27 protein-coding genes are annotated in these 26,341 nt (G+C 45.8%); 11 read left to right on the top strand and 16 right to left on the bottom strand.

From position 1 onward, the window contains the following. Positions 1 to 4: 4 nt before the first annotated feature. From MTH_RS04375 to MTH_RS04355, 6 genes are all read left to right on the top strand, one after another. Positions 5 to 715: a Rossmann-like domain-containing protein gene (locus tag MTH_RS04375; RefSeq protein ID WP_010876558.1), complete on the top strand. Its 711-nt coding sequence runs from the start codon at positions 5 to 7 to the stop codon at positions 713 to 715. Positions 716 to 717: 2 nt separating this feature from the next. After that, positions 718 to 1,500, top strand: a complete 783-nt coding sequence (gene modA / locus MTH_RS04370; protein ID WP_010876557.1) for a molybdate ABC transporter substrate-binding protein — start codon at positions 718 to 720, stop codon at positions 1,498 to 1,500. 21 nt (positions 1,501 to 1,521) lie between these two features. Next, complete coding sequence (locus MTH_RS09380) at positions 1,522 to 1,827, top strand: hypothetical protein (protein ID WP_010876556.1); 306 nt, start codon at positions 1,522 to 1,524, stop codon at positions 1,825 to 1,827. 67 nt (positions 1,828 to 1,894) lie between these two features. Next, a complete protein-coding gene (locus MTH_RS09375; RefSeq protein WP_010876555.1) occupies positions 1,895 to 2,230 on the top strand; it encodes a Rossmann-like domain-containing protein in 336 nt (111 codons plus the stop codon). Continuing rightward, positions 2,227 to 3,021 (top strand): ABC transporter permease, encoded by a 795-nt coding sequence (locus MTH_RS04360; protein ID WP_276324394.1) that lies wholly within the window; start codon positions 2,227 to 2,229, stop codon positions 3,019 to 3,021. Before MTH_RS09375 ends, MTH_RS04360 begins: the two co-directional genes overlap by 4 nt. Beyond that, positions 2,999 to 4,072 carry an ATP-binding cassette domain-containing protein gene (locus MTH_RS04355; RefSeq protein WP_010876553.1) on the top strand — a complete coding sequence of 358 codons (1,074 nt, stop codon included), beginning with the start codon at positions 2,999 to 3,001 and terminating at the stop codon, positions 4,070 to 4,072. Before MTH_RS04360 ends, MTH_RS04355 begins: the two co-directional genes overlap by 23 nt. A 7-nt stretch (positions 4,073 to 4,079) precedes the next feature. Here the strand turns inward: MTH_RS04355 and MTH_RS04350 are convergent, their stop codons facing one another. The 5 genes from MTH_RS04350 to MTH_RS04330 form a co-directional block, all read right to left on the bottom strand. Next, a complete protein-coding gene (locus MTH_RS04350) occupies positions 4,080 to 5,390 on the bottom strand; it encodes a formylmethanofuran dehydrogenase subunit B (RefSeq protein ID WP_010876552.1) in 1,311 nt (436 codons plus the stop codon). Beyond that, positions 5,387 to 6,589, bottom strand: coding sequence for a formylmethanofuran dehydrogenase subunit C (locus tag MTH_RS04345; protein ID WP_010876551.1), 1,203 nt, complete (start codon positions 6,587 to 6,589; stop codon positions 5,387 to 5,389). The genes MTH_RS04350 and MTH_RS04345 overlap by 4 nt, the downstream gene beginning before the upstream one ends. A 17-nt stretch (positions 6,590 to 6,606) precedes the next feature. Beyond that, positions 6,607 to 7,149: an FmdE family protein gene (locus tag MTH_RS04340; RefSeq protein WP_010876550.1), complete on the bottom strand. Its 543-nt coding sequence runs from the start codon at positions 7,147 to 7,149 to the stop codon at positions 6,607 to 6,609. A 77-nt stretch (positions 7,150 to 7,226) separates the two neighbouring features. Then, positions 7,227 to 7,643 carry a DNA-binding protein Tfx gene (gene tfx / locus MTH_RS04335; RefSeq protein ID WP_083750449.1) on the bottom strand — a complete coding sequence of 139 codons (417 nt, stop codon included), beginning with the start codon at positions 7,641 to 7,643 and terminating at the stop codon, positions 7,227 to 7,229. Positions 7,644 to 7,672: 29 nt separating this feature from the next. Continuing rightward, positions 7,673 to 8,296 (bottom strand): RIO1 family regulatory kinase/ATPase, encoded by a 624-nt coding sequence (locus tag MTH_RS04330; protein WP_010876548.1) that lies wholly within the window; start codon positions 8,294 to 8,296, stop codon positions 7,673 to 7,675. 131 nt (positions 8,297 to 8,427) lie between these two features. Between MTH_RS04330 and MTH_RS04325 the strand changes: the two genes are divergently transcribed. The 3 genes from MTH_RS04325 to MTH_RS04310 all read left to right on the top strand — a co-directional run bounded on the left by MTH_RS04325 (position 8,428) and on the right by MTH_RS04310 (position 13,199). Beyond that, complete coding sequence (locus MTH_RS04325; protein ID WP_010876547.1) at positions 8,428 to 9,693, top strand: hypothetical protein; 1,266 nt, start codon at positions 8,428 to 8,430, stop codon at positions 9,691 to 9,693. Positions 9,694 to 9,708: 15 nt separating this feature from the next. Continuing rightward, positions 9,709 to 11,010, top strand: coding sequence for a hypothetical protein (locus tag MTH_RS04320; RefSeq protein WP_010876546.1), 1,302 nt, complete (start codon positions 9,709 to 9,711; stop codon positions 11,008 to 11,010). 713 nt (positions 11,011 to 11,723) lie between these two features. Beyond that, complete coding sequence (locus tag MTH_RS04310) at positions 11,724 to 13,199, top strand: MBL fold metallo-hydrolase (protein WP_048060924.1); 1,476 nt, start codon at positions 11,724 to 11,726, stop codon at positions 13,197 to 13,199. A gap of 63 nt (positions 13,200 to 13,262) precedes the next feature. On the opposite strand, the gene MTH_RS04305 is transcribed toward MTH_RS04310, so the two are convergent. The 8 genes from MTH_RS04305 to MTH_RS04265 form a co-directional block, all read right to left on the bottom strand. Continuing rightward, on the bottom strand, positions 13,263 to 15,329 hold the full coding sequence (locus tag MTH_RS04305; RefSeq protein ID WP_158296331.1) for a right-handed parallel beta-helix repeat-containing protein: 2,067 nt from the start codon (positions 15,327 to 15,329) through the stop codon (positions 13,263 to 13,265). A 235-nt stretch (positions 15,330 to 15,564) separates the two neighbouring features. After that, a complete protein-coding gene (locus MTH_RS04300) occupies positions 15,565 to 16,215 on the bottom strand; it encodes a chitobiase/beta-hexosaminidase C-terminal domain-containing protein (protein ID WP_010876543.1) in 651 nt (216 codons plus the stop codon). A 128-nt stretch (positions 16,216 to 16,343) separates the two neighbouring features. After that, on the bottom strand, positions 16,344 to 16,874 hold the full coding sequence (locus MTH_RS04295; protein WP_048060923.1) for a THUMP domain-containing protein: 531 nt from the start codon (positions 16,872 to 16,874) through the stop codon (positions 16,344 to 16,346). 298 nt (positions 16,875 to 17,172) lie between these two features. Then, the gene (locus tag MTH_RS04285; protein ID WP_238374279.1) at positions 17,173 to 18,129 is read right to left on the bottom strand and encodes an aldo/keto reductase; all 957 of its coding nucleotides are present in this window, start codon (positions 18,127 to 18,129) and stop codon (positions 17,173 to 17,175) included. A gap of 165 nt (positions 18,130 to 18,294) precedes the next feature. Then, positions 18,295 to 18,717 (bottom strand): DUF1284 domain-containing protein, encoded by a 423-nt coding sequence (locus MTH_RS04280; protein WP_010876539.1) that lies wholly within the window; start codon positions 18,715 to 18,717, stop codon positions 18,295 to 18,297. Beyond that, entirely contained in the window at positions 18,671 to 19,144 is a 474-nt protein-coding gene (locus MTH_RS04275; RefSeq protein WP_010876538.1) for a biotin transporter BioY, read from the bottom strand. The genes MTH_RS04280 and MTH_RS04275 overlap by 47 nt, the downstream gene beginning before the upstream one ends. 329 nt (positions 19,145 to 19,473) lie before the next feature. Then, positions 19,474 to 20,811, bottom strand: coding sequence for a deoxyribodipyrimidine photo-lyase (locus tag MTH_RS04270; protein ID WP_010876537.1), 1,338 nt, complete (start codon positions 20,809 to 20,811; stop codon positions 19,474 to 19,476). Further along, a complete protein-coding gene (locus tag MTH_RS04265; protein ID WP_010876536.1) occupies positions 20,798 to 21,757 on the bottom strand; it encodes a YbgA family protein in 960 nt (319 codons plus the stop codon). The genes MTH_RS04270 and MTH_RS04265 overlap by 14 nt, the downstream gene beginning before the upstream one ends. A gap of 126 nt (positions 21,758 to 21,883) precedes the next feature. Here MTH_RS04265 and MTH_RS04260 point away from each other — a divergent pair, with 126 nt between their 5' ends. Together MTH_RS04260 and MTH_RS04255 are read left to right on the top strand one after the other, a co-directional pair. Next, positions 21,884 to 23,272, top strand: a complete 1,389-nt coding sequence (locus MTH_RS04260; protein WP_010876535.1) for a sensor histidine kinase — start codon at positions 21,884 to 21,886, stop codon at positions 23,270 to 23,272. Then, positions 23,272 to 24,327 (top strand): histidine kinase dimerization/phosphoacceptor domain -containing protein, encoded by a 1,056-nt coding sequence (locus MTH_RS04255; protein ID WP_238374250.1) that lies wholly within the window; start codon positions 23,272 to 23,274, stop codon positions 24,325 to 24,327. Before MTH_RS04260 ends, MTH_RS04255 begins: the two co-directional genes overlap by 1 nt. An 89-nt stretch (positions 24,328 to 24,416) precedes the next feature. Here the strand turns inward: MTH_RS04255 and arsB are convergent, their stop codons facing one another. Genes arsB through MTH_RS04240 form a run of 3 tightly spaced genes read right to left on the bottom strand, consistent with a single transcriptional unit; the run spans position 24,417 to position 26,335 of the window. Continuing rightward, on the bottom strand, positions 24,417 to 25,481 hold the full coding sequence (gene arsB / locus MTH_RS04250; protein ID WP_394295919.1) for an ACR3 family arsenite efflux transporter: 1,065 nt from the start codon (positions 25,479 to 25,481) through the stop codon (positions 24,417 to 24,419). A 42-nt stretch (positions 25,482 to 25,523) separates the two neighbouring features. Continuing rightward, on the bottom strand, positions 25,524 to 25,877 hold the full coding sequence (locus tag MTH_RS04245; protein WP_048060922.1) for an ArsR/SmtB family transcription factor: 354 nt from the start codon (positions 25,875 to 25,877) through the stop codon (positions 25,524 to 25,526). Positions 25,878 to 25,885: 8 nt separating this feature from the next. After that, positions 25,886 to 26,335: a universal stress protein gene (locus tag MTH_RS04240; RefSeq protein ID WP_010876531.1), complete on the bottom strand. Its 450-nt coding sequence runs from the start codon at positions 26,333 to 26,335 to the stop codon at positions 25,886 to 25,888. Between the last annotated feature and the right edge of the window lie 6 nt (positions 26,336 to 26,341).

Here is a 26,341-nt window from a genome sequence, read left to right as displayed (position 1 = left end):
TATTATGATACTTGATGATATACTGGATGAGATTGAGAACATGCCTGAAATCAGAGTAAGGGATGTGGCCATAGGCAGATCATGGACGGCTGTTTGGAGCAGCTCCTGCGGTATAGCCAGTAATAATGGATTCATCAGAGATTTTGAAATTCCAGAGATGACTCATGAATTACTTGAACTTTCAAGGTCATGGGACCCATTTTATTCCAGCCTGGGAATTGCTACTGTTAACTCAGTGATCGAGGGAGGTGGTAAACGATGCAATGCATTTGATATACTGATGGAGGAATGCCGAAATCGAAAAATCGCTATGGTGGGTGAATTCCCACGCCGCTACACTGACAGGATAAGGACGGTTTCGGACGAGTTCTATATTCTGGAGATCAATCCATTTAAGGTCAATCCTAAAAGGGGTGTTTTTCCTGAAACAGCGGCTGAACAGATTATCCCCCGGGTTGATGTACTTGCAGTGACTGGCAGCACACTGGTCAATCACAGCACAGAACGTTACCTTGCACTGGCAGAACTTGATGCTTTTGTGGCTATCATAGGACCCACAACGCCAATGACAGATGTTTTTTTTGAATACGGGGTTGATATGATTGCAGGGGTTGAAATAACTGATCCTGTTAATATTCTAAAGAAAATAAGGTTCAATGAGGGCATGTTACATGAAAAAGATGGAGGAATAATCTACAGGGTAATGGAGGCCTGATCATGGATAAGAAGATAATGGCGTTTGTAATAGGGTTGCTGATCCTTTCAGCGGTTACAGGAGCGTATCTTATCACAGGAAATTCAAAGACTATGAAGGGATCAGAGATCACAGTCCTTGCAGGGGCAGGGCTCATGAAACCAATGAATGAGATAATAACTAATTTTGAGAAAAAGACAGGAAAAAAGGTTAATGTTCAGTATGGGGGTTCAGGAGAACTTCTTGCAACACTGATGACATCAAAAAAGGGCGATGTACTCATAACAGGCGAATATACGACAATGGACAAGGCAAAAGAAAAGGGTTACATAATCAATGATACCATTGTGAATGTGACCTCACATAAACCCGTCATAGCCGTTAAAAGGGGAAATCCGAAGAACATAACCTCCCTTAAAGATCTGGGTAAAGAAAACGTGAGAGTTGCGATAGGAGATCCCAAGGCATGCGCGATAGGCAAAGTCGCCCAGAAAATGCTTGATAAAGAGGGCGTAAATATAAATGAAAATTTAGTTGCGAAGACTCCGACAGTTAATCAGCTCTTAACATACATCCTCTCAGGACAGGTAGATGCAGTTATAATATGGGAGGACATGTTGACATGGAACAACAGTAAATCAAAGCTGGAAATGATTGAAATCGAGGGAGCAAAGAACCAGACAATACCCGCAGCGGTCACTTCAATTTCAGGAAACGTTGAAACATCAAAAGAATTCGTTGAATACATTAAATCAGATGAGGCCAGGGTTATATGGGAAAAATGGGGGTTCAAAGTCATTTTCTGATTTAAACCAGGATCTGATACCATGATACATGAGTTTATCAGGGATAAAATGAACTATCTGATACATTCGTCAGCCATGGAGTCCACATATGTCGAGATCTCTGTGAAGAACCCTCTCCTTGATACATCAACCATCAAGGATTATCCTCTTGTTGAGGGGAGAGAGGTCATGCTCAGAGCGACTCTTGAAGATGGTACTGTAGGGGAGTGCTTCACAGCTACTCCCACTCATTTCAGAGGAACCCTCGGGGAACTTTTAGTAAAAGGGAAACAATCGTGTTTGATAGCTACTTTCAATGCACTCATGAGGAAGAAAGGGTTTCATTGATAGGACAGTTCACTGCACTGGAAACGCTCCTGAAAGGTGTGCTGAATTACTTTCAGATTACCTTGAATTGCTGGGATATGACAGAGTTGCTTTGCTTGGGTTTCAACCGGCGTTTGTAAGGAAACTTCACGAGACATTTGGAGACAGATTGCGGGTTACAGATCTGAATCCTGGAAATAAGGGCAAAAAATATGGTGTAGATGTATTTGATGCAAAAAAATGCAATAAGAAGATAATTCAGAATTCTGATGTTTTAGTGGTAACCGGTTCTACTGTAGCTAACGGTACATTTGAAGATATCATGGCCATGGCATCAGATAAAAGAGTAATATTTTATGGAACAACGATAGCAGGGTTAGCAGCACTGATGGGGGTTGAACGGTTTTGTCCATTGAGCGAGTGAGTATTTTCAGAGGTACTTGCAGATTCTTTGCGGTCATCTTTGTGGCCGCATTTTTTATAATATGTATTTCACTCTGGACAGTATCCTCTCCGCAATCCATCCTGGATTCATTCAGAAGTGCTGATATGATCCACTCAGTGAAATTATCTCTTTTAACATCCACTATAACAACACTGATTGTGATGTTATCTGCGCTGCTCATTGCTTATTCACTATCAGAGGACTCCTTCAGAGGGAAATCCATTGTTAAAACAGTGCTGGATATTCCTATAGCATTACCTGAAATTCTTATAGGTATAATGCTTCTCATATTTCTTGGAAACACCCCTCTAAATTATATGATGGATGGACTCGGTATTCAGATAGTCTTCACGGATCTTGGAGTCATCTGTGCACAGTTCTTTGTCTCTTTACCGTATACGGTCAGAATATGTTACTCAACATTCTGTAACATCGATAGGAGACTCAAATTTGTTTCCCGTTCCCTTGGATATACAGAATTTGAGACGTTCAGAAATATCATGATCCCTTTATCCAGGGATGGAATATTAGCTGCAACAATAATTACCTTTTCAAGGTGCATAGGCTGCTTTGGAGCGGTACTGATAGTTGCCGGAGGTACCTATCAGAAAACAGATACTCTCCCTATATCTCTGTATCTTAATTTATCCTATGGAAACGTGGAGATGGCTGTGGCATCCGGTATCTTCCTTATGATAATTTCATTCATAACAATATTTTTCCTTGAAAAAATGGGGGCTTATGGGAATGAGTTTTCTGGATATAGATAATTTAGAAATCGACCTTGGCGAATTTGTAGTCAGGGTAGATGAACTCCACCTTTCGAGGGGAGATTATCTTGTTATAATCGGCCCGACTGGTAGTGGTAAGTCTATCTTTCTTGAGACCATCATGGGATTCTTTGAACCGATTTCGGGGACGATATCTCTTGATGGGGCGGATCTAACCACCCTCCCACCTGAGGAACGTGATGTTAGCATAGTATATCAGGACCACTGTCTCTTCCCTCACATGACCGTGGAGGAGAATATAGCCTACGGCCTTCGTAAGCAGACAGAGATGAAGGAAAATATTCACAGACAAGTCCATGAAATCGCAGCTATGATGGGTATAGATCACGTACTGAATAGATACCCTGGAACCCTCAGTGGAGGTGAGCTCCAGAGGGCATCGATAGCAAGGGCAATCATAGTGAATCCCCGATTGCTATTGATGGATGAACCATTCAGTGCCCTTGACCAGAGAACAAAGATATCCCTAAGAAAACTTATCGCAGATATCAGGGATAATTTTGAAACCACTGTGATCCATGTTACACATGACCTTGATGATATATGGTGGCTTTCAAATAAGGTGGCGGTGATGAATCATGGAAAAATCATTCAGATGGGTAAAAAGGAGGAAGTCATCAATAAACCATCGCCCTACTTTGTTGCAGATTTTCTGGGTGCTAATATACTTGAAGGGACTGTTAAAGGCCAGGTGAATGGGCTCACCTCTGTAAATGTTAATTCAAATATCTTCAGGACAGTTGACTGCGGGGAGGGGTCTGTGATACTTTCCATCAGACCAGAAAATATAATGATAGCAGCTGATCCGTTTATGGCATCTGCACAGAATATCTTCAAGGGTACAGTTGAAGACATTATAGAAACTTCAAGGATTGTTTATGTAAACTTGAGGATAGGGGATATAGTTCTGACCTCGGCTGTAACTCCAGGCGCAGTCACTGAGCTTGGTATAAGAACGGGCGAAGAGTTTCAAGTTCTGATTAAAGCCACGAATGTCCGTATCATAGGAGAAAAAAATAAAAATGGTTAGCAGATATTTATTCGCCTTTAATTGATTTAACCCTCTCAAGGATCTGTCTAAGAGTATGTTCGTTGCTCTCTGTTTCAGGGAATGGTGATGTTGTGAATGCCTTATGGTGGATGGGAACATTGTCAAAGCGGTAGAAGGTGCCGCTGGACTCCATAGCATCAATAACTCCAGGGATCACAACATCGGATACAAGTGTTGTTGGACATGGGGCAATATCTATGCATATTACAGGAATCTCTTTCATATACTCAACGCATTCTTTGGGGAGGTGAGCTCCAAGATCTGAACATATAACGAGGACTGCATCGGATTCTTTTCTCTGGAGAAGATCGACTATAGTTGTTTCTCCGGGGTTGTAGCGTGGATAACCCCTTGTAAAATCAACACCAAAGGGGAAACCATATTCCCATGAAGCCACCTGATTAAATCCTGCGACATTACAATGACCTCTTATGGCTCCTATTGTAAATTTGGTGTGTTCATTAAGTGCAGCTACCAGTTTGAGAACCATCTCAACGTTTCTATGCTTACCTTCTGATGATGCAAGTCCAAGACCCCCATAGATGGCTCCAAACTGCGCATTCAGCATTATGTCTGCGACTTCCTTTATGGTTTCAACTGATATCCCGGTTATACTCTCAATACTCCTGTGCGGTTCATTGCCCCTTATAACTGTAAGCAGTGCTGAAAAGAGTTCATAATCTGAGTTTGGTTTCAGCTGCAGATGGATATCGGAGGCTTTAGTTGTTGCTGTTTCACGGGGATCCACGGAGATGACAGTCCTATCTTTTTTACCACGTTCTCTGAAAAATCCGCGCATGAATATGCTGTAACGTGACATGTGGCGAGGCATGGAGTCCATAACATTTGTACCCCAATAAATGATGACGTCAGCTCTATTCTTTATCTCACCTGCCGTAGCAGCGCTCTGTCCAGCTTCCTGGATTCCCATTAATGTGGGGCCATGACATATGGTTGCATTTGAATCCACCATGGCATTTAGATACTCACCAAGTTCAAGACCTGCAGCCATGGCTTCAGTTGACATCTCACTACCCATGAATAGGGTTGGTCTTTTTGACTCTGTAAGTATCTCTGCTGCAGCGTCAAGGGCTTCATCCCATTCTGCGGATCTGAAACCACTTTCAGTTTTAATCTGGGGTCTAAGTATTCTGTGGGAGCTGACCATCTCCTGAAACTTTGCATTCCCCATCCTGCAAGCATTCCTTGTTTTTATTGTTTTCCCATCATAGAGAACCTCTATGTCATCACAAGACCCTCCGCAGACGGGACATGTCACATTTTTATAGACGCTCATTTTCCCACCCCGTATTCCTCTACAAGTTCCTCGGCACTCAGGATCCTTTCACCTTGTGAAGCCTTTCTAAGATAAACCGGCACTCCTTTATACATTGGGGAACCGGTTGACTCGGTATACGGTGGCGTTAGCACATTGGCCCATATACCTCTGGGTATGAATATTGTTCCCATCTGGATTCCAGGGTCCTCAACAGCTCTCAGAACAACTTCATTTCCATGTGAGGATACTACAACATTTTCGGGTTCACCTAGGAGCTTATAGTCTTCAGGACTAATACAGCAGCGTGCACATTCATCTATATAATCATCTGTGAGTTTATTGCCTCCCTTTATTATCTGACCTTCACGTATTGTACTTCCACTGTTGTAGATTACTTTAATTCCCTTTTTTGTGATGACTCTCCCTTCATCGGTCTCATTCTCTAGAATGTGAAGGTTCTTATTATAATTGATGTATAGATTACCCTCCGGATTTTTTTCGGATAGATCTCCTTTGAATAGGATCATAAGGGATCCATCTTCTTTGAATGTTGAGATCTCCTTGAATCCCGGGAGGAGAGAGGAGATTCGGCCATGAATTTTGATGATACCTGATACCATCTCTGCCCCGGGGGCCCTTCCAGCATCCCCGCGTACTGTTATTTCACCCCCATTCATTCGGATGCCGCAGAAATTACCTGCATCTCCACCTATATAAATTTCTCCGGCCATCATACCACCCCCAATATTGTTCCCTGCATTACCCTGTATAATGATTTTACCTCCTTTCATGCCACGCCACTCTCCCCTATATGCGCAGCCAACATAATCCCCCGCGTTTCCATTAATTTTTATGGTGCCACCATGCATTTCCATGCCGATCCATGAAGAAACATTTCCATTTACCTCTATTTCACCGCCTTTCATTTCACAGCCAAGCTGGAGTCCAACATCGCCGTTTATGATGATTTTTCCGGATTTCATCCCTGAACCGATATACTTCACCCTGCTGACATCACCATCGATCCGTATTAACTGATCTGCATGGGGTGTCTCCGCTATCTCAAAAAATTCGCCTAGGGGTCTTTTGATGTTCCCTTCGTATACCTGAAGGGAACGAATTTCATCAAGATCCAGCCCTTCAAACAGATCGGGTCTTATGGTATCTGCTTCCAGAGGTATCTGGAAATCTGATTTTGGTACCAACACAAATCCCATATTTTTTCACCTCATGTTTATCTTTTCAGACAAGCTGGACAGAGATCCAGCTCGTTTCTTTTTATGAAAGGTTCGTTGCAAAGATTACAGATTTCAATTATCTTCTTTTCTTTTTCCGGGACGATCACATCAACAAAATACCAGGAATATAGATTCTCACCGGCTCTTATGAGTTCTGGATTCACTTCTTCTGCGGATACCTTGCGGGTGTTCATGTACCATTCATGTATGATCGGGTAATTGACGGTCTTTTCAGGATCCAGTATTATTCTAAGAGCCTGGACTGTTTCTCCAGGCATACCCTTTCTGTTGATGATGACAGCCATTTTTCCAGTGTCCAGGATATTCAGTCTCCCATTTCCTATTGTTGATTTGCATATGGCCTGGAATGCGTCGGGTAAACAGTTTGTCGTTTCACATGTAACATAAATTTCTTCATCGACTTCAAAATCAAGGACCTTCCGGGCTATTAGTAACATATGAGCTCCTATGACACTGCCCGGGCTTGCGAACCCACTGAAATTTTTTATTAAATCAAGGTATTCTCTGACCTGCCCCACCTTTGATCACCACACGATATGCATATATCTGCATCTCGTTGTATATGGAAGGTACTATAAAAATTTTTTTATAGATTCTAGGAATTTAGATCGACGATAATTTCTCCGTCCCTTGTCACTCCTATCTCAAAATCGCTTTTAACAACCCTGTGAACGATCCTGTGGCTGGCCTTTTCCCTTATCAGAAATGCGAGTGTAATTGAGTCATGTATTACATGTATGCCCTCTTTATTTGATTCTTCCAATAATCTCTTTATAATTTCATCAAGGGTATCCCCGCGTCTGCAAAGTATTCTTACAGGTGATTTTAGGGATTTAACAAAATCTAGAGTGTTCCGGGATTTCTCTATGTTCTCCATGGCCTTTCTTTCTATTGCTGACACGTTCTGTCTTGTGGTCTTCAATTCCCTTGCAATCTTCTTCTGGGACCATCCCCTCTCCCTCATTTCAAGAACGGTTTTCTGTCTTTCGGTTAGGAAAGTTTTTTTACTCAGAATTATCCCTCCTGGCTCGATTATTCAAATTATAACCATTTAGGAGTATGACGTTCCCTTCTTATCAGGGCCCGTTTCTTCTCGATTTCCATGTATTCAGCCACAATTTTTGGATTTACAACAGTTTTTGAGTGATCTTCATAGGCACTCAGAAACCTTTTTATAAGGTGTTTTTTGTCATTCATGGACATCTGTGAGTTACTATCCATTATGAAGAAGCATAGTTTTCCAAGATCATTATAAGGATTCCCATAGTACATATATTCAAAATCAAGCCCAAAAATCTCTTTTTCTGTGAATATGAAGTTTTTAAGATTGCAGTCACCCTTTAAAAGGGTCTTGGACTGTTTTTTTATACTGTGAATTTCTGAGAACCACTTTCCAAGGCTTTCTGCCCATTTTGTGTCTGCCCTAGATATCAGTTCTCCGATGGTTTTTCCCTCGATGAACTCCTCAATCAGGATATTTTCGGAGACACCAAGTATTCTAGGCACTCTGACTCCTTTATCCCTCAGTAGTTTCACATTTTCTGATTCGAGGTAAGATTTTTCGCTGGTTTTGTGTACTTTGACTATGAAACTTTCTGTACCTGATTGGATTAAGTATACATGGTTTCTCTTACTTTCAAGTCTTTTAAATCCATGAATCATCATATCTGCATTTCACACCCAGTTATTCTTTTAAAACTGATCTTTCTCCTCGGCAGAGTACTGCAGTTCTGTGGATTCACATACCTATTTATATACGAATTACATAAAAATGTAACTCGATATTTATGATTTAAATGGAGGTGAAAATTGAAATGAAAAACAAACTTCTGACTCTAGTGATCCCAGTGCTAACGGTGTTTCTTTTTACCGGTATCAGCTCAGCGACACCACTGGAAGATATTACACACCACATCTCAAATGACGCGGAGACTTCCCTGAACATATCAAACGCAGATGATATGATCCTTATAACAAATGCCGGTTCAGCAAGGTATTCCAACACCACAACAGAAGACGCGATACAGACCGTGATGGAAACAGTTCCTATAAAATATTCAAAGATTTTTCAGATGAACCAGCCGGACCATGACCCAACCTTCACATTTGCCGTGAAAAACAGCAAGGGATATTATGCAAGGAAATACACAGTTCTTCAGTCAGGGGCAGTGCTAAAAACACCCGTAGTATACATAGGTCTTGACATGACTGAAAACCAGTTCCAGCAGGCAAAGGCGAATCTGGGTTATGATGTGCTGAGCCTGCTGAGTGCATGGAATGCTGGCGCACCCAGTGATCTTTTAAAGGTGGCTGCGTGGACTGGAAACGTTAGCCCTGGTCTTATAGGGGCATACTCCGCTTCAAAACAGTTCCTGGCCAACTATCCACTAACTTCAAATGCAACATCATATCATGTGATAGTCTCCACTGGGGGTGGTGATGATGACGTGCCAATGTTTTTCATGGATTCAACGCCTTTGAAGTGGGTTACAGTAGGTTCAGACACATTTTATAACTTCAAATCAGCATACACGGATGATTCCCATGAGAACATTTACATAAGATGGGATTCTCTCTCAAGGACAGGTGTGATGTTTTACTGGACCCTCTCAGATATGACATATAATGGTGGGGAGACACTTCAGGGACTTATAAAGAATGCTCAGTGTATAGGAATGCTCGCAACTAATCCATCAGCACTCTACAAGGTACTTAAAGCAACAAATATCGACTATCAGACCTTTAAAACACTATGGGATACTGGAATTGACAGCGAATACATTTCATCCATCCCGGTAACTCCAATTGAGTGGACAAGCACAGTCAGTGTCATCCCACGTGAGGAGTACAGCGCAATGTATGCCAGTGGTATTAATGCTGTCATGGTAGCCAATAGAGCCCTTCAAGCTGCTGGTTTTGAACCGCTTGACAGTGATGATCTTCTAATAACATCTGCAGGTTACTCAGAGACACAGGGAATCTCTGCTGGCGCCATTGATGGTATAATATCAGCAACAGGCATAAAATTTAAAAACATATACTCCCTCAAAAGAGGTACGTAGACACCTCTCTGGTACGTGTTCGTTAAAAAACCAGACGAAACGACAGGTCCACTCCACGCGGTTTTTGTTGATGGTAATGGAGCCATAAGACCGGTCACATATGGAGGGACACAGTTCAATGTGTTTGATATCAGCGCTGTAAACCTTGCCGGTGCTACGGGAACCGAAGGCTATCAGAAATCCCTCGCAGTCGCGTCAACCTATGGATACAGCATTCCCCAGTACGCACAGCAGGACTACTATATTGTGAGTCTGGCGAACCAGTGGGCTTATGCTATGCCCTACGAGTTCGCTCTGGCTGCCACCGGGGGTGGATGTCCAGGGTCCGGTCTGGCGCAGGGATACGTGCTTGCCAACATAATCCGATCATGGCTTCCTCTATCAGATGGACAGTACTATGCATACATCGGTGTGCCTGCTCACTGTAAGGAACAGGTGCTCATGGAGGTCCTGGGACTCTCAGCAGCGAGAGGTAACTATTTCACGACAGGAACCAGAACAGCATCAGATGCCAGTGCAGTTGGTATTGCCATAAGGTGGGATCCTGTTAAGAACACGGGAAAGGCCATACTTGTATCCTACAATAAAGATGCAGTCAACGCCATACAGCCAGCATCTAACAGTTACTACAAAACAATGTACTGGGCTCTCTGGTACATTACACAGGCATTCCCTGGTAAAGAACTCTATGGTACAGTGACGTCTGCTTATTCCATTGCAAAATCAGTAACTCTGACATCAGGAGAGTTCAGGTCATTAATTGCTGCCAGTGATCCAGTGAGCTATATTAAGGACTTTGAAGATGTTACAGCACCATCTTTAAATGTGCGAGTAGATGACTCCACACTGTACATGGATATCAATGAGGAGGGGACGATCTTTTATTCCTTTGATGGCAGAACATGGAATGTTTACAGTGCACCTGTCAAACTGGGTAAGCATGTAAAGACAGTCTATTACTATGCTGTTGATCTTGCAGGAAATGCCCATCAGGTAGGCAGTATAAGTGTTCCAGAAAACCAGGCTCAGAACACACCAGAAGTTTCCTATGGATCAGTGACAGCAGGAAAAGCTTCAGTGATTTCGTGGATCATGAAAAGAATAAGATCTGATGACTCCAGTGCTGTGGTCGAAGAGGTTACCGGTCAGGGAACATCATCACCAGTAAATCCAGCAGAGCATCCCGGCAGTGCATCATCAAGCTGGTTTATACCTGTGTATGCGGCAATTATTCTGGCTGTCGGGGGTCTGGGCATGTACCTCTTTAGGAGAAGGGCCGGCAGATCCAACGAGGCAATATGGCAACCGGGCAAATAATCCATCACCTATTTCTTTTTTTATGAACTGAATGATGCAGATGTCAGTTTTAATTTTCAGGGTCTTATGTCCGTGTGGACCTACAGCTACCTTCGTAATAGGTCACTATTACGAATATAAAAATTAATTCACAGGATGATGTGCAGTGATTGATCCTCTCTTCCTTAAAAAAGGGGCCAATGCAGAAAACTGGCCTGCAGCTATTATGGGACCCTGGCAGCATTCATTCTGATCGCAGCAGGTCCAGTTACTCTGAGAAAATAGGTCCAGCTCACACTCCAGATGCTAAGAGTTTCAGCTCCGGTGGGGTCATCGAGGCTGTTAACCGCCAGCCCATGAAGTCGCCCGCAGGTCAAGCAGGGGCCTTCTGATGAGACCTTTTATAGATGAAAGGCTTTACAGCATATTCGAGCATAAAAAAAATCGAAGTTCAGTCAGTGGCGCCCTCATAGCCATGATCTATAAAACCATTTAAATGTAAACCCAATGAGCAAAATATTTATAAAATATGCTTAATATTAATTAATATTATTGAACCATCAGGGTTTAATCTGGACTCGCCTCTGCCGTCTCTCTGATGGTATGGGGTAGGGTACTCATAAAGGTGATTGAATGGATGATGATTGCTGTGGTGGAGTCGCTGGGTGCATGCTCTGCATGGTGGGCTTATTGATTCTCCTGGCACTCCTCACATACTGACCCCGGGTGATTATATGGACTTCAGGTTCTATGGTGGAGTTGATGAGATAGGCGGTAACAGGATAGAGGTATCCTGCAATGGCGATGGTATATTCCTTGACTTTGGCAAAAGATTCAATATTGAAAACCTGTACTTTGATGAATTCCTGCAGCCCAGGAGCTTCAGCGGGATCGCAGATCTCATTGAACTCGAGGCCCTCCCATGGATACCCGGACTTTACCGTGAGGACCAGGTAAGGTACCTCGGAATGAGATTCGAGGATGAGCCTGCAGTATCAGGCATACTTCTGAGTCACCCCCACCTGGACCATGCAGGATGTCTCAAGTACATCCGCCACGATATACCCTTCTACATGACAGAGGAGAGTTTCCTCATCCTGAAGGCCATAGAGGATACATCCACATTGAGTTCAGATCTCCTTCACTACAAACCCAAATTCCACTTCAAAGAAAAGAAAAGAAAAACTGGAAACACCTCACACATGAGAGACAAGAATATCAAAATAGAAAGACCCATAAAATTGCTTGAACCCTATAAAGCTGAGGATCTGGGCGAATTTGAAATCACACAGGCACCTGTTGATCATTCAGTGCCAGGATCATGCGCCTATCTGATAGAATCCGAGGAGGCCATCGTATACACAGGCGATATCAGGTTCAGGGGCCGGAGAGATCAGGAATCCCGTAAATTCGTTAAGAAGGCAAGGAAGTTCTCCCCCACCGTTATGATAACAGAGGGGACGCGGATAGATCAGGATAACAGCACCTTTGAGGAGGACATTGAGAGGAGGACCTCAGACATAGCTGTTAATCACAGGGGACTTGTGATCATCAATTACCCCATAAGGGACCTGGACCGTTTCCTGACATTCTACAGAGCCGCCGAGAACTCGGATAGGACCCTCGCAGTCAGCTTGAAACAGGCCTACATCATTAAACTCTTCGAGGGTCTGGGTTACCCCTGGCTAAGGGACCTGGCGGTCTACATACCACGGCGGAACTGGGGACTGATAGCTGAGGACGCCTTCGTATGCTTTGATGGGGAATGGATACCTGCAGCTGACCTTCCAGAGGAATACATGGAACAGGACTACAGGGGATGGGAGCGGGCGTTCCTTGAACTTGACAACACCATAACCTGCAGGGACCTCCGGGAGGAACCTGAGGAGTACCTCTTCCAGTGCGATTACTTTGAATTCAAGGAGTTCATAGACATAAAACCGGAGGGGGCAGCCTACATCAAATCCAAGACGGAACCCTTCAATGAGGAGATGGAGATTGATGCAGAGCGTGAGAGTAACTGGCTCAGGCACTTCGGCATATACCAGTACAGAAGGTTCCATTCGTCTGGCCATGCAGGGCGCTCAGACCTGCTGGGGATGATACGGGATATTGAGCCAGAGTCAATATACCCGATACACACAAGGAACCGGGAAGAATTTTTGATCTTTGAGGATGAGAGTATACGGGTCCTTGACCCTCCACAATGAAAAGGGTGATCGGGAAAATTAGTCTCAGGACTTGACAGTTTTCTTATATGAAAAATAGGGGGGTTAGCCCCTTCTTATATTTCTCTTTCTGTTACCGGCTGCACTGTTCTTTGCAAGCGTCGTTTTTTTACCTGAAGAGTATATTCCGTAGTAGGAGTTATATGATGCCCTGTTGTAGGCTATAACTGCTCTGTAGGATGATGAGCTTATGCCTGAGCCCCTGTTCCTGTTTGCTGTATTGTAGTATATCTTTGCATAGCTTCCCCTTGCAGTTATACCGTCTCCACCGTTTGACTGTACCGTGTTCCTGTAGATGGTTGCTGATGAACCGGCTGCATAGACACCGTAGCCCCTGTTACTGCTGATGCTGGATGAGTATATGACTGAATTCGCGCCACCAGCATAGATTCCATAACGGTTACCATACACCGTGCACTGCTCTATCGTTGCAGTTCCCTTTGCATTCACACCGCAGTTCCTGTTGGCTGATGTTCTGCTCAGGATCATCCTGAAGCTGGCTATTCCGTACACCCCATCGGTGTTCCTCATGGATGTGCAGTTGTATATGATGGCATTCTTACCGTAGATGGCTATCCCGCTGGCGGTGTTGTCTGTCGCATTCACGGACCTTACAATGGCATCGGGACCATTCACTCTGACTCCGTTCTGGCGGTTGGATGTCGTATTCCCCTCGACAATGTAGCTCCTGCCTCCGGAAATCCATAAACCATTTCCCCGGTTGTTGACTGCTTCAAAGTAGGCTATGGTCGTGTTGTACCCTGAGGAGTATATCCCGTTTCCACGGTTGAGGTTCACAGTGACGTCCAGTATCCTTGCATTTATTCCTGTTGAGTTTATACCGCTGAGGGTGTTGTTGGTGGCGTTTTTAACGTATGATAGATATAGATTCTTTCCTGAAGAATGGATACCGTTCATTCCGTTCTTTTTAACCTCAACGAACCATATATATGCATTATCACCCCTGGATGAGACACCGTTCTGTGAATTTGAGGTCACATCAAGGATGATCTGCATACTTGCCGATGGTCCGGTTGAGAGTATGCCGTTCTCACCATTGTAGGATGCGCTGGTTATATAGAAGAAGCTTGCATTTTTTCCTGAGGAGTATATGCCGTTCCTGGCGTTGAAACTGGAATCAAGGTATCTGAATGATGTGTTATCCCCTGTGGAGTATATCCCGTTTTCACCGTTGTAATAGGTGTAGGAACTGCTGACTGTACAGCCAGATCCTGTTATTTTTATGCCGTTCTTCGTGTTGTTCTGGACATAGCAGCCCTGTACCGTGGAGCCATTCCCTGCAACATATATCCCGTCATCGCCTGAGTACTTGACGGTGTTTGAGTTTATGGTTGCATTTTTTCCTGAGGAGTATATGCCGGTCCCGTTGTTCCTGAGAACCGTGTTGTTTGTTATCACCGAGTTATTGCCGGAGGATCTTATACCGTCTCCTGAGTTAAATGATATGCTGTTTCTGATTATTGAGGCTCCAGATGCATCTGAGGTTACCCCATCACCCCCTGAGAGGTATATGGTGTTCCCCTCTGCAAGACATCCATCCCCATGGATGAGGATTCCGCTTCCATTGCTGTTTGTTATATTGTTACCCTGGATCCGGGCATTCCTGCCATTCACAACAATTCCATGGGATGCGGAACCGTTTATGTAGCTGCTGGTAATTGTTACATTGTCCCCTGATACCATCACGGCTGAAGCAGGGTTGAGTATCCTTGAATCATTGACCCGCGAGGAATTGCCTGTGATATTCAGGGTGCCTGTGATGTTTGTGCTGCTGAGGTTACATCCGTTTCCGCGGAGGTTCACTGTCCCGTTGACACTGAAACCTGTTATGCTGGAAGGTGCAATGGCGTCAATAACACCATTCAGCTGGACCGTGCCTGATGCAACCAGGGAGATGGTCCTGTTGATCACCATGTTCACCGTATCATAGATGCCCTCTAGGAAGGTGAAGGTATCACCGTCCTCAAGGGTGTATTCGGTCCCGTTTAGGGTGAAGGTTCCCTGCACCCCGCCGGGTGTGAATACCTGAAGGTAGGTTGTGTTATCAACGATGTAGTCTGCACCGTAACTGGATCCGCTGAGCAGTGTCATTCCAAAAAAGAGAATGAAGCCCCATTTCATTGAGTCTTTAATAATCAGACCTCCTCAACTTGTAGTACATTTACATCAATAAATAATATCCAGTATATAAAATTTTCCACAAGATAATAAAACAAAATATTTATATACTAAATTAAAATTTAGATGAGTTTTTATAAACTAAATCTTAAAGAATTTCTGAAGCATCAGACCTGCTAAAAATCGAAAGGGTAAAAAAAGTAAAAGATTATGCGGCTGGCTGGAGTTCCTGGTATTTCTGTTTTATCTGTTTGTAGGTCCAGTAGTATCTCCACTTGTATCTCCATTTACCGCCTCTTCTGTACCATTTTTTGACCCTGATCTTTGAGGTTTTGATCTTGTTTACCAGTTTTGCTGGTGTGTTTTTTATTATGCCCATCTGTGTTGTGTTGGTGCTGTTTTTGAGGTATTTCATGATTGTGTTTCCGGTTAGGGCGAGGGGGGTGGTGTATGGTGTTATGTTGCCGTTGTTGAGCTGGTAGTAGGTTCCGTTGGGTATCTGTATCAGTGGTGTTTCGTTGAATATGAGGTGGGGGTATGTTCTGTTTGTGATGTTTCCGGTTAGGGTGTGGTGTATTATACCGTACTTTACGGTGCCGTTTTTCACTATCATGTATTTGATGTTGAGTGTTCTGTTCAGGACTATGGGAGCGGTGTATCTTGTACTGTTAAGTGTTGGTATGCCGCCGTTAATGGTGTAGTAGACACCATTTGAGGGTGCGGATGTGACGATGAAGTCACCTGATCCTCCTGTTGGTAATTCACCGGTCGTTATATCGTCTGTTGCTGCTGCCTGACCCATCCCGAGGAGGATGGCGGCAACAAACAGGAACAGGAAGACCCCTTTCTGTATTTCCATATAATTCCTCCAGTTTATCTATTAGTATGTTGCTGTAAAAATTCTAAATCAGGGAGTTTTCTATGTATTTGAGTATCTATATATGTTGCGTAAAAATTTCTAAATCAGGAGTTGTATTTGGGGGACTATCATTCCTTCTTAATCACCTGATGGGGCCTGAGAACACTGACACCTGTAGAATCACCCACCACCTCAATCTGAATGATCCAGTCAGGTTCATCTGATTCTGTGATGGGGAAACGTTCCATAAGAGCCTCTGAAACAGCTTCAACAAGCTCTCCGGCTGACCTGATATACCTTCTACCCCTCAGATCACAGATCACCCTGAAGGTTTCACCTGCCTCAACCTTTTCTGATACCAGCGCTATTACCTTCTCGAGGATACTGTCAAGTCTTGTCCTCACAACAGCCTCCACAGGGACAACCTTTGATATGACAGTCGTTGGAGAATTTTTGATAATATTAACCGCTTCAAGGGGATCCATATTAAGATCAAACATCATAACATTTGGAAAATCAGATTCAATGACTCTAAGTTCCCCTTCATACCTGGATAGCGCCATTTCAGTCTCTTCAAGACCAACTATCTCCTCGCCTGCAGTTTCACCCTTCTGGCCGCGCAGTGTAACAAGGAGGTTGAAATTTTCAGGAACCTTCAAAGAAATCACCCCCTTCAATTACTATGTTATATGATACATAAGTCATTATGGTTGGTGTGATCTGGAGGACCCTCAACTCACATCTGTTTATCAGGACTCAAGGTCATATATCAGGAAGCCCAGTATGAATCCAAATATACCAAAGGCAACAAAACCCTCAAGGGCTGATCTCAGAACATCCCAGCTGATATCCAGCCTTCCGATCATTCCCCAGATAAACAGGACAGCAGAACCAAGAACAGCCAGCATAAATGAGATTTTAATGGAGTACTTCAACCTTTCAATCAAGCTGATTCACCTATCCAAGCTTCTCATGGAGCCTCCTGAGTTCAGAGGGTATGTCAATCATCTGGGGGCAGGGCATGCAGGAGCCACAGCCGGAACAGTTTGAGGCCCTCTCCGCCTCACCCATGATCTTACGGTACTCTGTTCTAACACCCCTCGTACTCATGAACCTGTAGATGTCATTCAGTAGTCTGAGGTTACGTGGTATGTCCACGCCCTCAGGGCAGGGCATGCAGTAGCCACACTCACTGCAGGGGACAGTCTTTCTCATACGGTAGGCCCTCTTAACCTCCCTTAAAATTGCATGGTCATCCTCTGTAAGTTCCTCAGGGGATGATGCGATTTTGATGTTCTCCTTCACTTCGGAGATGCTGCTCATTCCACTCAGAACAACATCAACAGCATCCATGTCCCAGAGGTACCTCAGGCACCACTCCACTGGTTTCCTGGGCCTCCCGGCCATCTCATATATCTCCATGACCTCAGGGGGGATGTTCCTTACCAGTGAACCCCCACGGAGGGGCTCCATTATAACGGTACCCGCGCCCTGGGACCTTGCATGGGCTATGGTGGCGGGGTTTGCCTGTTCATCGTCGACTATGTTGTGCTGAACCTGAACAAGGTCCCAGTCATAGGCGTCGAATATATCAAAGAAGACGTCTGCAGTGTCATGGAATGAGAAACCAGCATATATACCCTCATCCCTGAGTGAGTCCAGGAATTCAAGCACCCCCATGTCCTTCAGGGCCAGCCAGGAGTCCATTTTAAGGTTGTGGAGGAGGTATATATCCAGCTTACCCCTGAGCCTTTCCATCTGTTCATTCAGATAACTCTCCATGTCCCTCCTGTCCCTCACCAGCCAGGTGGGGAGCTTGGTTGCAACGTAAACATCAGGGTAATCGTTTTCTGAGAGGAAGTCCCCTATGAAAACCTCACTTTCACCACCATGGTAGGTGTAGCCGGTGTCAATGTAGTTTATACCATTGTCAAGGGCGAAGGCATGATCCTATCTGCCGCAGCCTATCAAGCCTACCGTCAACCTCTGGAAAGCGCATAACGCCTATACCCAGAACTGATGCCTCTATATCTGTCGACCCAAGTTTTCTTTGAATCATATGGTTTCATCTGCAAAGAACTACCTGTGGATGAGGCATAGATCCATCCAGGAGCATTCCCCGCATATCTCCATGATCTTGCCTGAAGTGATTAGAGCAAGCAGGGCGTCTTCGATGTCATGGAACGTCACCATGCAGCCGCTCTCCAGTTTAAGAAGTTCCAGGACTCTCCTGTCCATGGATCTGATCCTTTCTTCATCCCTGAGACACCGGAGACCATCCATGAAGGGACAGGCCCGGCATATGTCATCTGGAAAATCAACGATCATGAGGAAAGCTGAGGGGTTACCTTTTATTTCATGGATGATACGTGCAAGGTTTTCTGTGAACTCCTCACTGTAGCCGTACCCCTGAAAGCCCCTCATGCATAGGAGGTGATGGGCCCTGATGGTTAGATCAGGGCACCCTCCACCCTTCTGCCTTCTGGATGTCAATCTCTTCACCATAGGGCTCCTTGGGTGTTATGGCCCTTGTGAGGGCAGCAGCCCCGGTTATCTTCAGGATGTCCCCTGGTATGAATGGGAGCAGTCCCATTACCAGAAGTTCCCATGGTCCCGGCAGTGTGCCCTGGGTCTTCAGGCTCCAGAGGCCCAGCACAACAAGTCCGGGTATGTATATGAGGCCGAAGTTTGCTATCGTCATGAGGCCCAGCATGGGGGTGAACTTTCTGGCCCTTATGTGTCTGTCAACGAAGTGACCCAGAAGAAGGGCTGCGAGGATGAATCCCAGCAGGTAACCTCCGGTGGCCCCCAGGAGTACCTCAGGGCCGCCGCTCATATCTGCAAACCAGGGCACGCCGGCTGCACCGATGATCACATAGATTAGCTGGCTCAGCCCACCCCAGTACCTTCCAAGGATCACACCTGACATGAGGACTGCCAGTGTCTGGGCTGTGATTGGTACGGGTGTCCATGGCAGTGGAATGACAACCTGGGCCAGGAGGCTGTTACACAGGCATGAAAAAGGCCATCACCGTCTTGTTTATCCAGTTCTGATTGTGTCTCCATCTGAATAATGTGTAACGCATTCTGTAGTATCCCTCAAGGTTAATGTTCATATCCTAACCTCCCTGGAGTGAATGGTAATATAATTAGAGTCCCCTAGATAGTTGGTCACCTGAAGATAAAAAGTTTTGTATCCTTATGTGGACCCCAGGTGACTGGACCTGAGGATAAAGTTCTTCATCTGCTGTGTGGTCTCTACTCATCCATGAGGCCCCTGATTCTATCGACGTATTCATCTATCCTGAACTTCCTCTTAAGTCCGCGGTCATTCATGTACCTGACCTTACCGAAGATCTCCCTTTCAGCCCAGGCACGGTCATGTTTGCCGAAGCACCATGCAACTCCCGCGAATCCGTTGGGGTCCCTGCCATCAATTTCATACCTGTCATTGAGGTAAAGGGCAATGTCGTAGGCCCTTGCAGGGTGATCGGTCCATTCAAGTATCTTCTTACCCCAGTACATCCTCATATAGCCGTGCATCTTCCCTGTGATGACCATCTCCTGCTGCGCAGCGTTCCAGTAGGGATCATGGGTACTGGCGGATTCAAGTTCCCTGAGGCTGTACTCATACTCCCTGGGATCAGCCACATGGTCCATGAGGGTTCTTTGGGCCCATTCAGGGAGGCAACTGATGCTTGAGTAACTGTCACTGTAGTGGACAAAGTTCATGCTGAGCTCCCTCCTCACAATTAGCTCCTCCAGGAACTCGGGACATTCACCGGCCTCTGAAGCCCTCAGTGCAAGGTAGAGGGGGGATATCTGTCCAAAATGCAGGTAGGGGCTCATATTGGAGAGGCAGTTCTTCACAGGATCGTTCCGGTACCTCTCAAAGCATTCAAGTTTTTCCCTCAGAAACTCACTGAAGATGGAAAGGGCGGTGGATGTTCCGCCCCGGAATACTGACGGTTCAAGATCCTCAGGGGCCCTGAAGTCCCTCACAGCATCCTCAAATTCAGGTCCCGGTTCAAGGTCCAGGGAATCCATCTTCAGGGTCCTCATCCTCAGGGGGACCATGAATCTCTTCAGGTGCCTTTTTATCTTTGGTTTGAAGGTCCCTGCGGAGTACTCCTCCTTATCTGAGGCCGTTTCGACAGGTACTATGACGTTGGACTCAACCTGTGTGAGGGGGATGTGAAGTGCACCTGCAGCCTCATCCACCCATTCCTTCTGTATGTCAAGGTATCCCCTGTCTGTCACAGCTGCAGCGGCATCATCAGCATATTTGAGAAGAACGGATGGTGGAGAGTCCCTTTCAACCACAAGCTGAATCCCCCTTTCCCTGAGATTTGACCTCACATCCCTGAGACCCTCAATGAGGAAACGGTAATGGCGGGAATTGGCATTAGGGAAATCATCTGTAAGACCAAAAACCACTATAAGGGGCTTTTTGAGACTGTTGGCGGTTTCAATGGCGTATTCAAGGGCATGGTTCCAGTGGCTCCTCACAGATGCCTGCATCCAGTACACAACGTAACTGCCGCGAAGATCTGGCTCCTCACCGTTGAGGTTTCTTATCCTTTCAGCATGTATCATCCTGATCCCTCAGATGATGAGGGTTACCGGCACGAGCTCCCGTGGGTAGGGCTCGAATAGTGTCTGTTTCTCGAGGTAGATATCCTCCGAACCTCACAACCCATGATCTGAGTATGCTTATTGGCACAAGGAGCGGCACCACACCCCTGCGGTACCATTCAACAGATTCAAGGAAGTATTTCTTTTCCTCGCCATTGAGTTCCGATGAAAAATGGCCGAAGGCATGCAGCAGGGCGTTGATCAGTCTTTCAGGTTTAAGGGGCTCTCGGATGATTTCATGGAATATTTCTGAGTATTCCTTAATTGCATCCTCATGGTCCGTCTGCTCTCCTATCACCCTTCCAAGGATGTTCTGTCCCTCTGGACTGATGGACATCAGGAGTAACTTGTTCTGGGTGTGGAACTCTATGAGGTCCTGCAGCCCCTCCACGGAGCGGAGGTCCCTTACAAGGTAGAGCTTGATGAGGAAGTCCTCCCTTATCTGCAGGTTCCGGAGCCTCCCCTCATCTTCAAGGGGGAGGTGGGGGAATCTCTCCATCACGGCCCTTCCAAAGAAACCCATTCCGTCACGTCCAGGGCGCCGACCCTCGCCACGGTAGACCTTCACGTTCCTTATGCCACATGAGGGCGATCTGTTCTTAAGTATGAAGCCGTCAACAGCATCCAGTGAACCCAGGAATGAGTCTATGAATGATCTCATGTCAGCTGTTATGTCCCTGCCGGTTTCTGGCTGCACAAGCCTGGGTTTACCATCCACCTCTGTTATGTGGATGGGCGGCCTTGGAACACCAAGTCCGATCTCAACCTCGGGGCAGACCGTTATGAAGTCTGCGTAGTCTTCGAACTGCCTCACAAAGGGACTTGATATCATTGACCCGTCGTAGCGGCAGTGGTCATGTTCAATGCAGCGGCTGAGCACAATGAGGGGCCTTCTGAATTTTCTCATAAACTATATTTAGGTCCAAATCATAGATAAGCCTTATTGGAACCCGGTGATTAAGTTCCATGGATATACTTGCTGTAAACAGTAATCAAGATATGTGACATGGTTCAAAAATGATCAGATGATAGGATGACATGCAGGATTCTTATACTTGAGGACGTCCCGCTGGACGTTGAGCTCATGGAGAGGGAGATAAGGCGGGCCGGAATTGAGTTCATATCAGAGACAGCTGATAATGAAGAGGACTTTATAAGGGCCATTGATGAGTTCAGACCCGACGTTATACTGGCAGACCACTCCCTGCCCTCCTTTGATGGCCTCTCAGCCCTTTCAATAGCCCGGGAGAGGTGCCCATGGGTACCCTTCATATTTGTGAGTGGCAAGATCGGCGAGGAATTTGCAGTTGAGGCCCTGAAGGCCGGGGCCACAGACTACGTCCTCAAGAGCAACTTTTCAAAGGTCCCCATTGCAATAAAGAGGGCCATAAGGGAGATTGAAAAGGAGCAGGAGCTTGAAAGGACACGGCAGTCCCTTATTGAGAGCAACTGGCAGCTGAGGGAGGCGCAGAAGATAGGGAGGATAGGAAGCTGGCAGTGGGACATTGACTCGGACACCCTATCATGCTCTGATGAGGCCCTGCGGATACTTGGAATCCCACGGGATGAATTCAGTGGTAGCATTCATGAGATGGTTTCAAGGATACACCCTGATGAACGCAGGACCTTCAATGACTCAATCAGGTCTTTGAGTTCATTCGAGGGTGAATACAGGATACTCAGGGATGATGGTTCCACTTCATCCGTGCTGCTCAGGGCAGAGGTGCTGAGGGACTCCGAAGGGAATCCAAAGTCTCTGATAGGGATAAAACAGGATATAACAGAGGATAAACGTATCAGGGAGTCCCTTGAGGCTTCCATAAGGGAGAAAGAATTCCTCCTATCTGAGATACACCACAGGGTCAAGAACAACCTTCAGCTGATATCGAGTCTCCTGAGGCTTCAGTCAAGGTACATAGAGGATGAGAGGTCCCTTGAAATATTCATGGAATGTCAGAACAGGGTTAAGTCCATAGCCCTCGTCCATGAGAAGCTCTATGGATCAGGGGACATGATGGTGGTCAACCTTGCGGAATACATAGAGGAACTGCTTTCTGAACTCCGAAATATGTGCCGGGGGAGGGACACGGTATTCAGGACGGAACTTGATGAGGTCAGGGTGGGAATCAACACCGCGGTTTCCATTGGCCTCATTGTCAATGAACTCGTTACAAATGCCATAAATCATGGTATAGACTCCCATGGTGAGGTGAGGATCACGCTTTCGGTCTCAGATGGAAGGGGCACACTTGTGGTTGCAGATAACGGCTGCGGGCTTCCTCAGGATTTTGAGGTTTCAGATTCGCCAGGTTTTGGTCTTAAACTCGTTAACTTCATGCTCAGGAGAGTCAATGGATCAGTAGTTGCAGAGAACCGTGATGGGGCTGTTTTCACGGTCACCTTTGATGCTGGTGGTGAATGATGAGGGGAAGGGTTGTTATAGTTGAGGATGAGGAACTGGTTGCCCAGGATATCCGGTACATACTGGAGGATGCAGGTTATGAGGTCGCTGCAATATTCCATTCAGCAGAGGACCTACTTGAGTCACTGGAAAAACTGGAACCTGACTCCATAATAATGGACATCATGCTGGAGGGCGAACTGGATGGTATCGATGCTGCAAGGATAATAAAGAAGAAGATGGACATCCCGGTCCTATACCTCACAGCCTACAGCAGTGATGAGATTGTGAAGAGGGCACGGGAGACTGAGCCATATGCATACATCCTCAAACCATTCCATGAGAGAGATATAAGGGTGAACCTTGAAATGGCCCTCTACAAGCATGAGGCAAAGAAGAACAGGGTTAAACTTGTGAGGGAGAAGGCCATCAATGAGTACCTTAAAAGGTCCATCGAGGAGAAGGAACAGCTCTTGAGGGAACTTCACCACAGGGTCAAGAACAACCTCCAGCTCATCATAAGTCTCCTCTCACTCCAGATAAGGTACATAGAGGATCCAGGCGTTGAGGAGTTTTTCAGGGACTACGTGAACCAGCTGCGCTCGATTGCAATGATACATGAGCGCGCCTATCCCTCTTCAGGCACCTACATAATTGATTTTCAGGAGTATGTCAGGAGCCTCTCATCACATCTCATCAGTGCCCATGGGAGGGCATCCGATGTCAGGGTTACCGTTAGCGGGGATACTGCAGAGCTTAACATGGATACGGCAGTTCCACTGGCGCTCATAACTGCAGAATTGATTTCCAATTCCCTCAAACACGCCTTAAGTGGGGGCGGTGAGATACACATCGAAATTAGAAGATTCAATGGCCGTCACCGGCTGGTATACCGGGACAGTGGTCCAGGTTTACCTGAGGATGTCAGTTTTCCAGAAGGGGGGTCCTTCGGGTTCCGGATGATGGACAATCTTGCAGGGCAGCTTGGAGGACATATTAAGGTTGAAAGCAGTGATGATGGCGTTGTATTCATATTTGAGTTCTTTGAGCAGTTCTATGCTGACAGAATAACGTGATGATTGTCTTGTCTGGATTCCCCAGTCCTACCGCAGATGATCTAAACAAAAATAAATCTGGTGGAGGATTCCCTTCAAAATCCTCCGCTTTAATGAAAAAGAGAATTTTCTGGTTTAACCCTCTTGTATAATCTCCTCTGGAAGTACAGTGCTACATTTACAAGGCTTATGAGTACAGGCACTTCGATGAGCGGTCCCACAACGGCTGCGAATGCCACACCCGAATCTATACCAAAGACGGCCACTGCGACAGCTATTGCAAGTTCAAAGTTGTTGCTTGCAGCTGTAAATGAAATGGCGCATGACTTCGAGTAATCAGCCCCCACACTGTATGCCAGGATGAAGGATATTAGGAACATGAACACGAAGTAGATGATGAGGGGTATGGCGATTAGAAGCACATCAAAGGGTATCTGCACTATATAGTCTCCCTTCAGGCTGAACATCACCACGATGGTGAAGAGGAGCGCCATTAGTGTCAGGGGACTTATTCTGGGGATAAACCTTGTATCGTACCACTCAGAACCCTTCCTTCTCCGGAGGATATACCTGGTCAAAAATCCTGCAATGAAGGGTATTCCCAGGTAGATAAAGACGCTCTTTGCTATCTCAAATATACTGACATCGATAGCAGTCCCCTGAACCCCGAAGAGTGGCGGTAAGAGGGTTATAAAGACCCATGCATATATGCTGTAGAAGAAAACCTGGAAGAGGCTGTTGAATGCCACAAGCCCCGCTGCATACTCCCTGTCGCCCATGGCAAGTTCATTCCAGACTATCACCATCGCAATGCACCTTGCGAGTCCTATTAGTATGAGACCGATCATGTATTCTGGATGGTCCATCAGGAAGACAATGGCAAGGATGAACATCAGTACAGGGCCAATGATCCAGTTCTGCAACAGTGAAAGTCCAAGTATCCTGAAGTTTCTGAAGACATCAGGGAGGTCCTCATAATGAACCTTTGCAAGGGGAGGATACATCATCAGTATGAGTCCAATGGCAATGGGGAGGCTTGTTGTATCCACCTGGAACATGTTTATGAACTGACGGGATTCAGGAAAGAAGTATCCGATTGAAACACCTGCCGCCATTGCAAGGAAAATCCAGAGTGTCAGATATTTATCGAGAAATCCGAGCCTTGATGGACAGATATCACCATCTAAACTGCAGGAATCACCGGTCAAGATACCACCTTAGTAATCACTTGCTTCAATCACTTGCTTTATCATTGATGGGAGGTCATCACTGGCCAGACTGTAGTGGACCCATACACCGCGTTTCTCCGCCTTCAGGAAACCAGCCCGCCTGAGTATGTTCAGGTGGTGTGAAATGGTTGGCTGGGGCTTTTTAAGGGCAGCCATTATTTCACATACGCAGAGATCACCCTCAGAGAGGAGGTAGATTATGAGAAGGCGGGTTGGATCTGCCAGGGCCTTAAGGGCTGCTGCTTCCTTCTTTATTTTATCCTCATCCGGGAGTCCAGCAAGCCTTTCTTTCAATCTCTCAATCTGCTCGGGGCTTGGTCTATCAGCGTTACATGAATTCATGGTACTACCTAACATTCAAGTTTCTTGCTGTGGACCACAAGCACAGGTACCCTGGCGTGTCTCACAATCTTCTCTGACACACTTCCAAGGAGGAACCTTTCAAGGGCATGTTTTCCTGATGCCCCTACAACTATGAGATCCACATTTTCTTCATCGGCGACTTTCAGAATTGTTTCTGCAGGTGAACCATCCACCATCATTTTACGGACCTTAACAGGAGTATCGAGACTCACTGCAAGGTCCTCGACCTTCTGGAGGGCCTCCTCTGATTCCTTCCTGAAGAGTTCCGTCACCTTCCTTGTGAGTTCCTCCACAGGAAGGTTATCAAGGGGGTAGGTCTCTGTGACCGTGAGTGCCAGAAGTTCGGCCCGGTTCTGCGCTGCAGTTTCAATGGCGTATCCTGCAGCCTGCATTGAACATTCGGATCCATCCGTTGCAAGCAATATTTTTCTGTACATATCATA

This window comes from Methanothermobacter thermautotrophicus str. Delta H, assembly GCF_000008645.1.
GTDB classification, from domain to species: domain Archaea; phylum Methanobacteriota; class Methanobacteria; order Methanobacteriales; family Methanothermobacteraceae; genus Methanothermobacter; species Methanothermobacter thermautotrophicus.
The sequence above is the reverse complement of the archived record's forward strand: the minus strand, read 5'-3'. Positions and strand labels throughout refer to the sequence as shown.

Bases quoted from the DNA above. Each gene is read 5' to 3' on its own strand.
- MTH_RS09380 (WP_010876556.1), top strand. From the start codon at position 1,522: ATGATACATGAGTTTATCAGGGATAAAATGAACTATCTGATACATTCG.
- MTH_RS04265 (WP_010876536.1), bottom strand. From the start codon at position 21,757: ATGAGAAAATTCAGAAGGCCCCTCATTGTGCTCAGCCGCTGCATTGAA.
- MTH_RS04330 (WP_010876548.1), bottom strand. From the start codon at position 8,296: ATGATGATTCATGGATTTAAAAGACTTGAAAGTAAGAGAAACCATGTA.
- MTH_RS04305 (WP_158296331.1), bottom strand. From the start codon at position 15,329: ATGACACTGCTCAGCGGATCCAGTTACGGTGCAGACTACATCGTTGAT.
- modA (WP_010876557.1), top strand. From the start codon at position 718: ATGGATAAGAAGATAATGGCGTTTGTAATAGGGTTGCTGATCCTTTCA.
- MTH_RS04245 (WP_048060922.1), bottom strand. From the start codon at position 25,877: ATGAATTCATGTAACGCTGATAGACCAAGCCCCGAGCAGATTGAGAGA.
- MTH_RS04355 (WP_010876553.1), top strand. From the start codon at position 2,999: ATGAGTTTTCTGGATATAGATAATTTAGAAATCGACCTTGGCGAATTT.
- MTH_RS04345 (WP_010876551.1), bottom strand. From the start codon at position 6,589: ATGGGATTTGTGTTGGTACCAAAATCAGATTTCCAGATACCTCTGGAA.
- MTH_RS04240 (WP_010876531.1), bottom strand. From the start codon at position 26,335: ATGTACAGAAAAATATTGCTTGCAACGGATGGATCCGAATGTTCAATG.
- MTH_RS04375 (WP_010876558.1), top strand. From the start codon at position 5: ATGATACTTGATGATATACTGGATGAGATTGAGAACATGCCTGAAATC.
- MTH_RS04275 (WP_010876538.1), bottom strand. From the start codon at position 19,144: ATGTCAGGTGTGATCCTTGGAAGGTACTGGGGTGGGCTGAGCCAGCTA.
- MTH_RS04255 (WP_238374250.1), top strand. From the start codon at position 23,272: ATGAGGGGAAGGGTTGTTATAGTTGAGGATGAGGAACTGGTTGCCCAG.
- MTH_RS04310 (WP_048060924.1), top strand. From the start codon at position 11,724: ATGGACTTCAGGTTCTATGGTGGAGTTGATGAGATAGGCGGTAACAGG.
- MTH_RS04300 (WP_010876543.1), bottom strand. From the start codon at position 16,215: ATGGAAATACAGAAAGGGGTCTTCCTGTTCCTGTTTGTTGCCGCCATC.
- MTH_RS04260 (WP_010876535.1), top strand. From the start codon at position 21,884: ATGACATGCAGGATTCTTATACTTGAGGACGTCCCGCTGGACGTTGAG.
- MTH_RS04325 (WP_010876547.1), top strand. From the start codon at position 8,428: ATGGAGGTGAAAATTGAAATGAAAAACAAACTTCTGACTCTAGTGATC.
- MTH_RS04270 (WP_010876537.1), bottom strand. From the start codon at position 20,811: ATGATACATGCTGAAAGGATAAGAAACCTCAACGGTGAGGAGCCAGAT.
- MTH_RS04350 (WP_010876552.1), bottom strand. From the start codon at position 5,390: ATGAGCGTCTATAAAAATGTGACATGTCCCGTCTGCGGAGGGTCTTGT.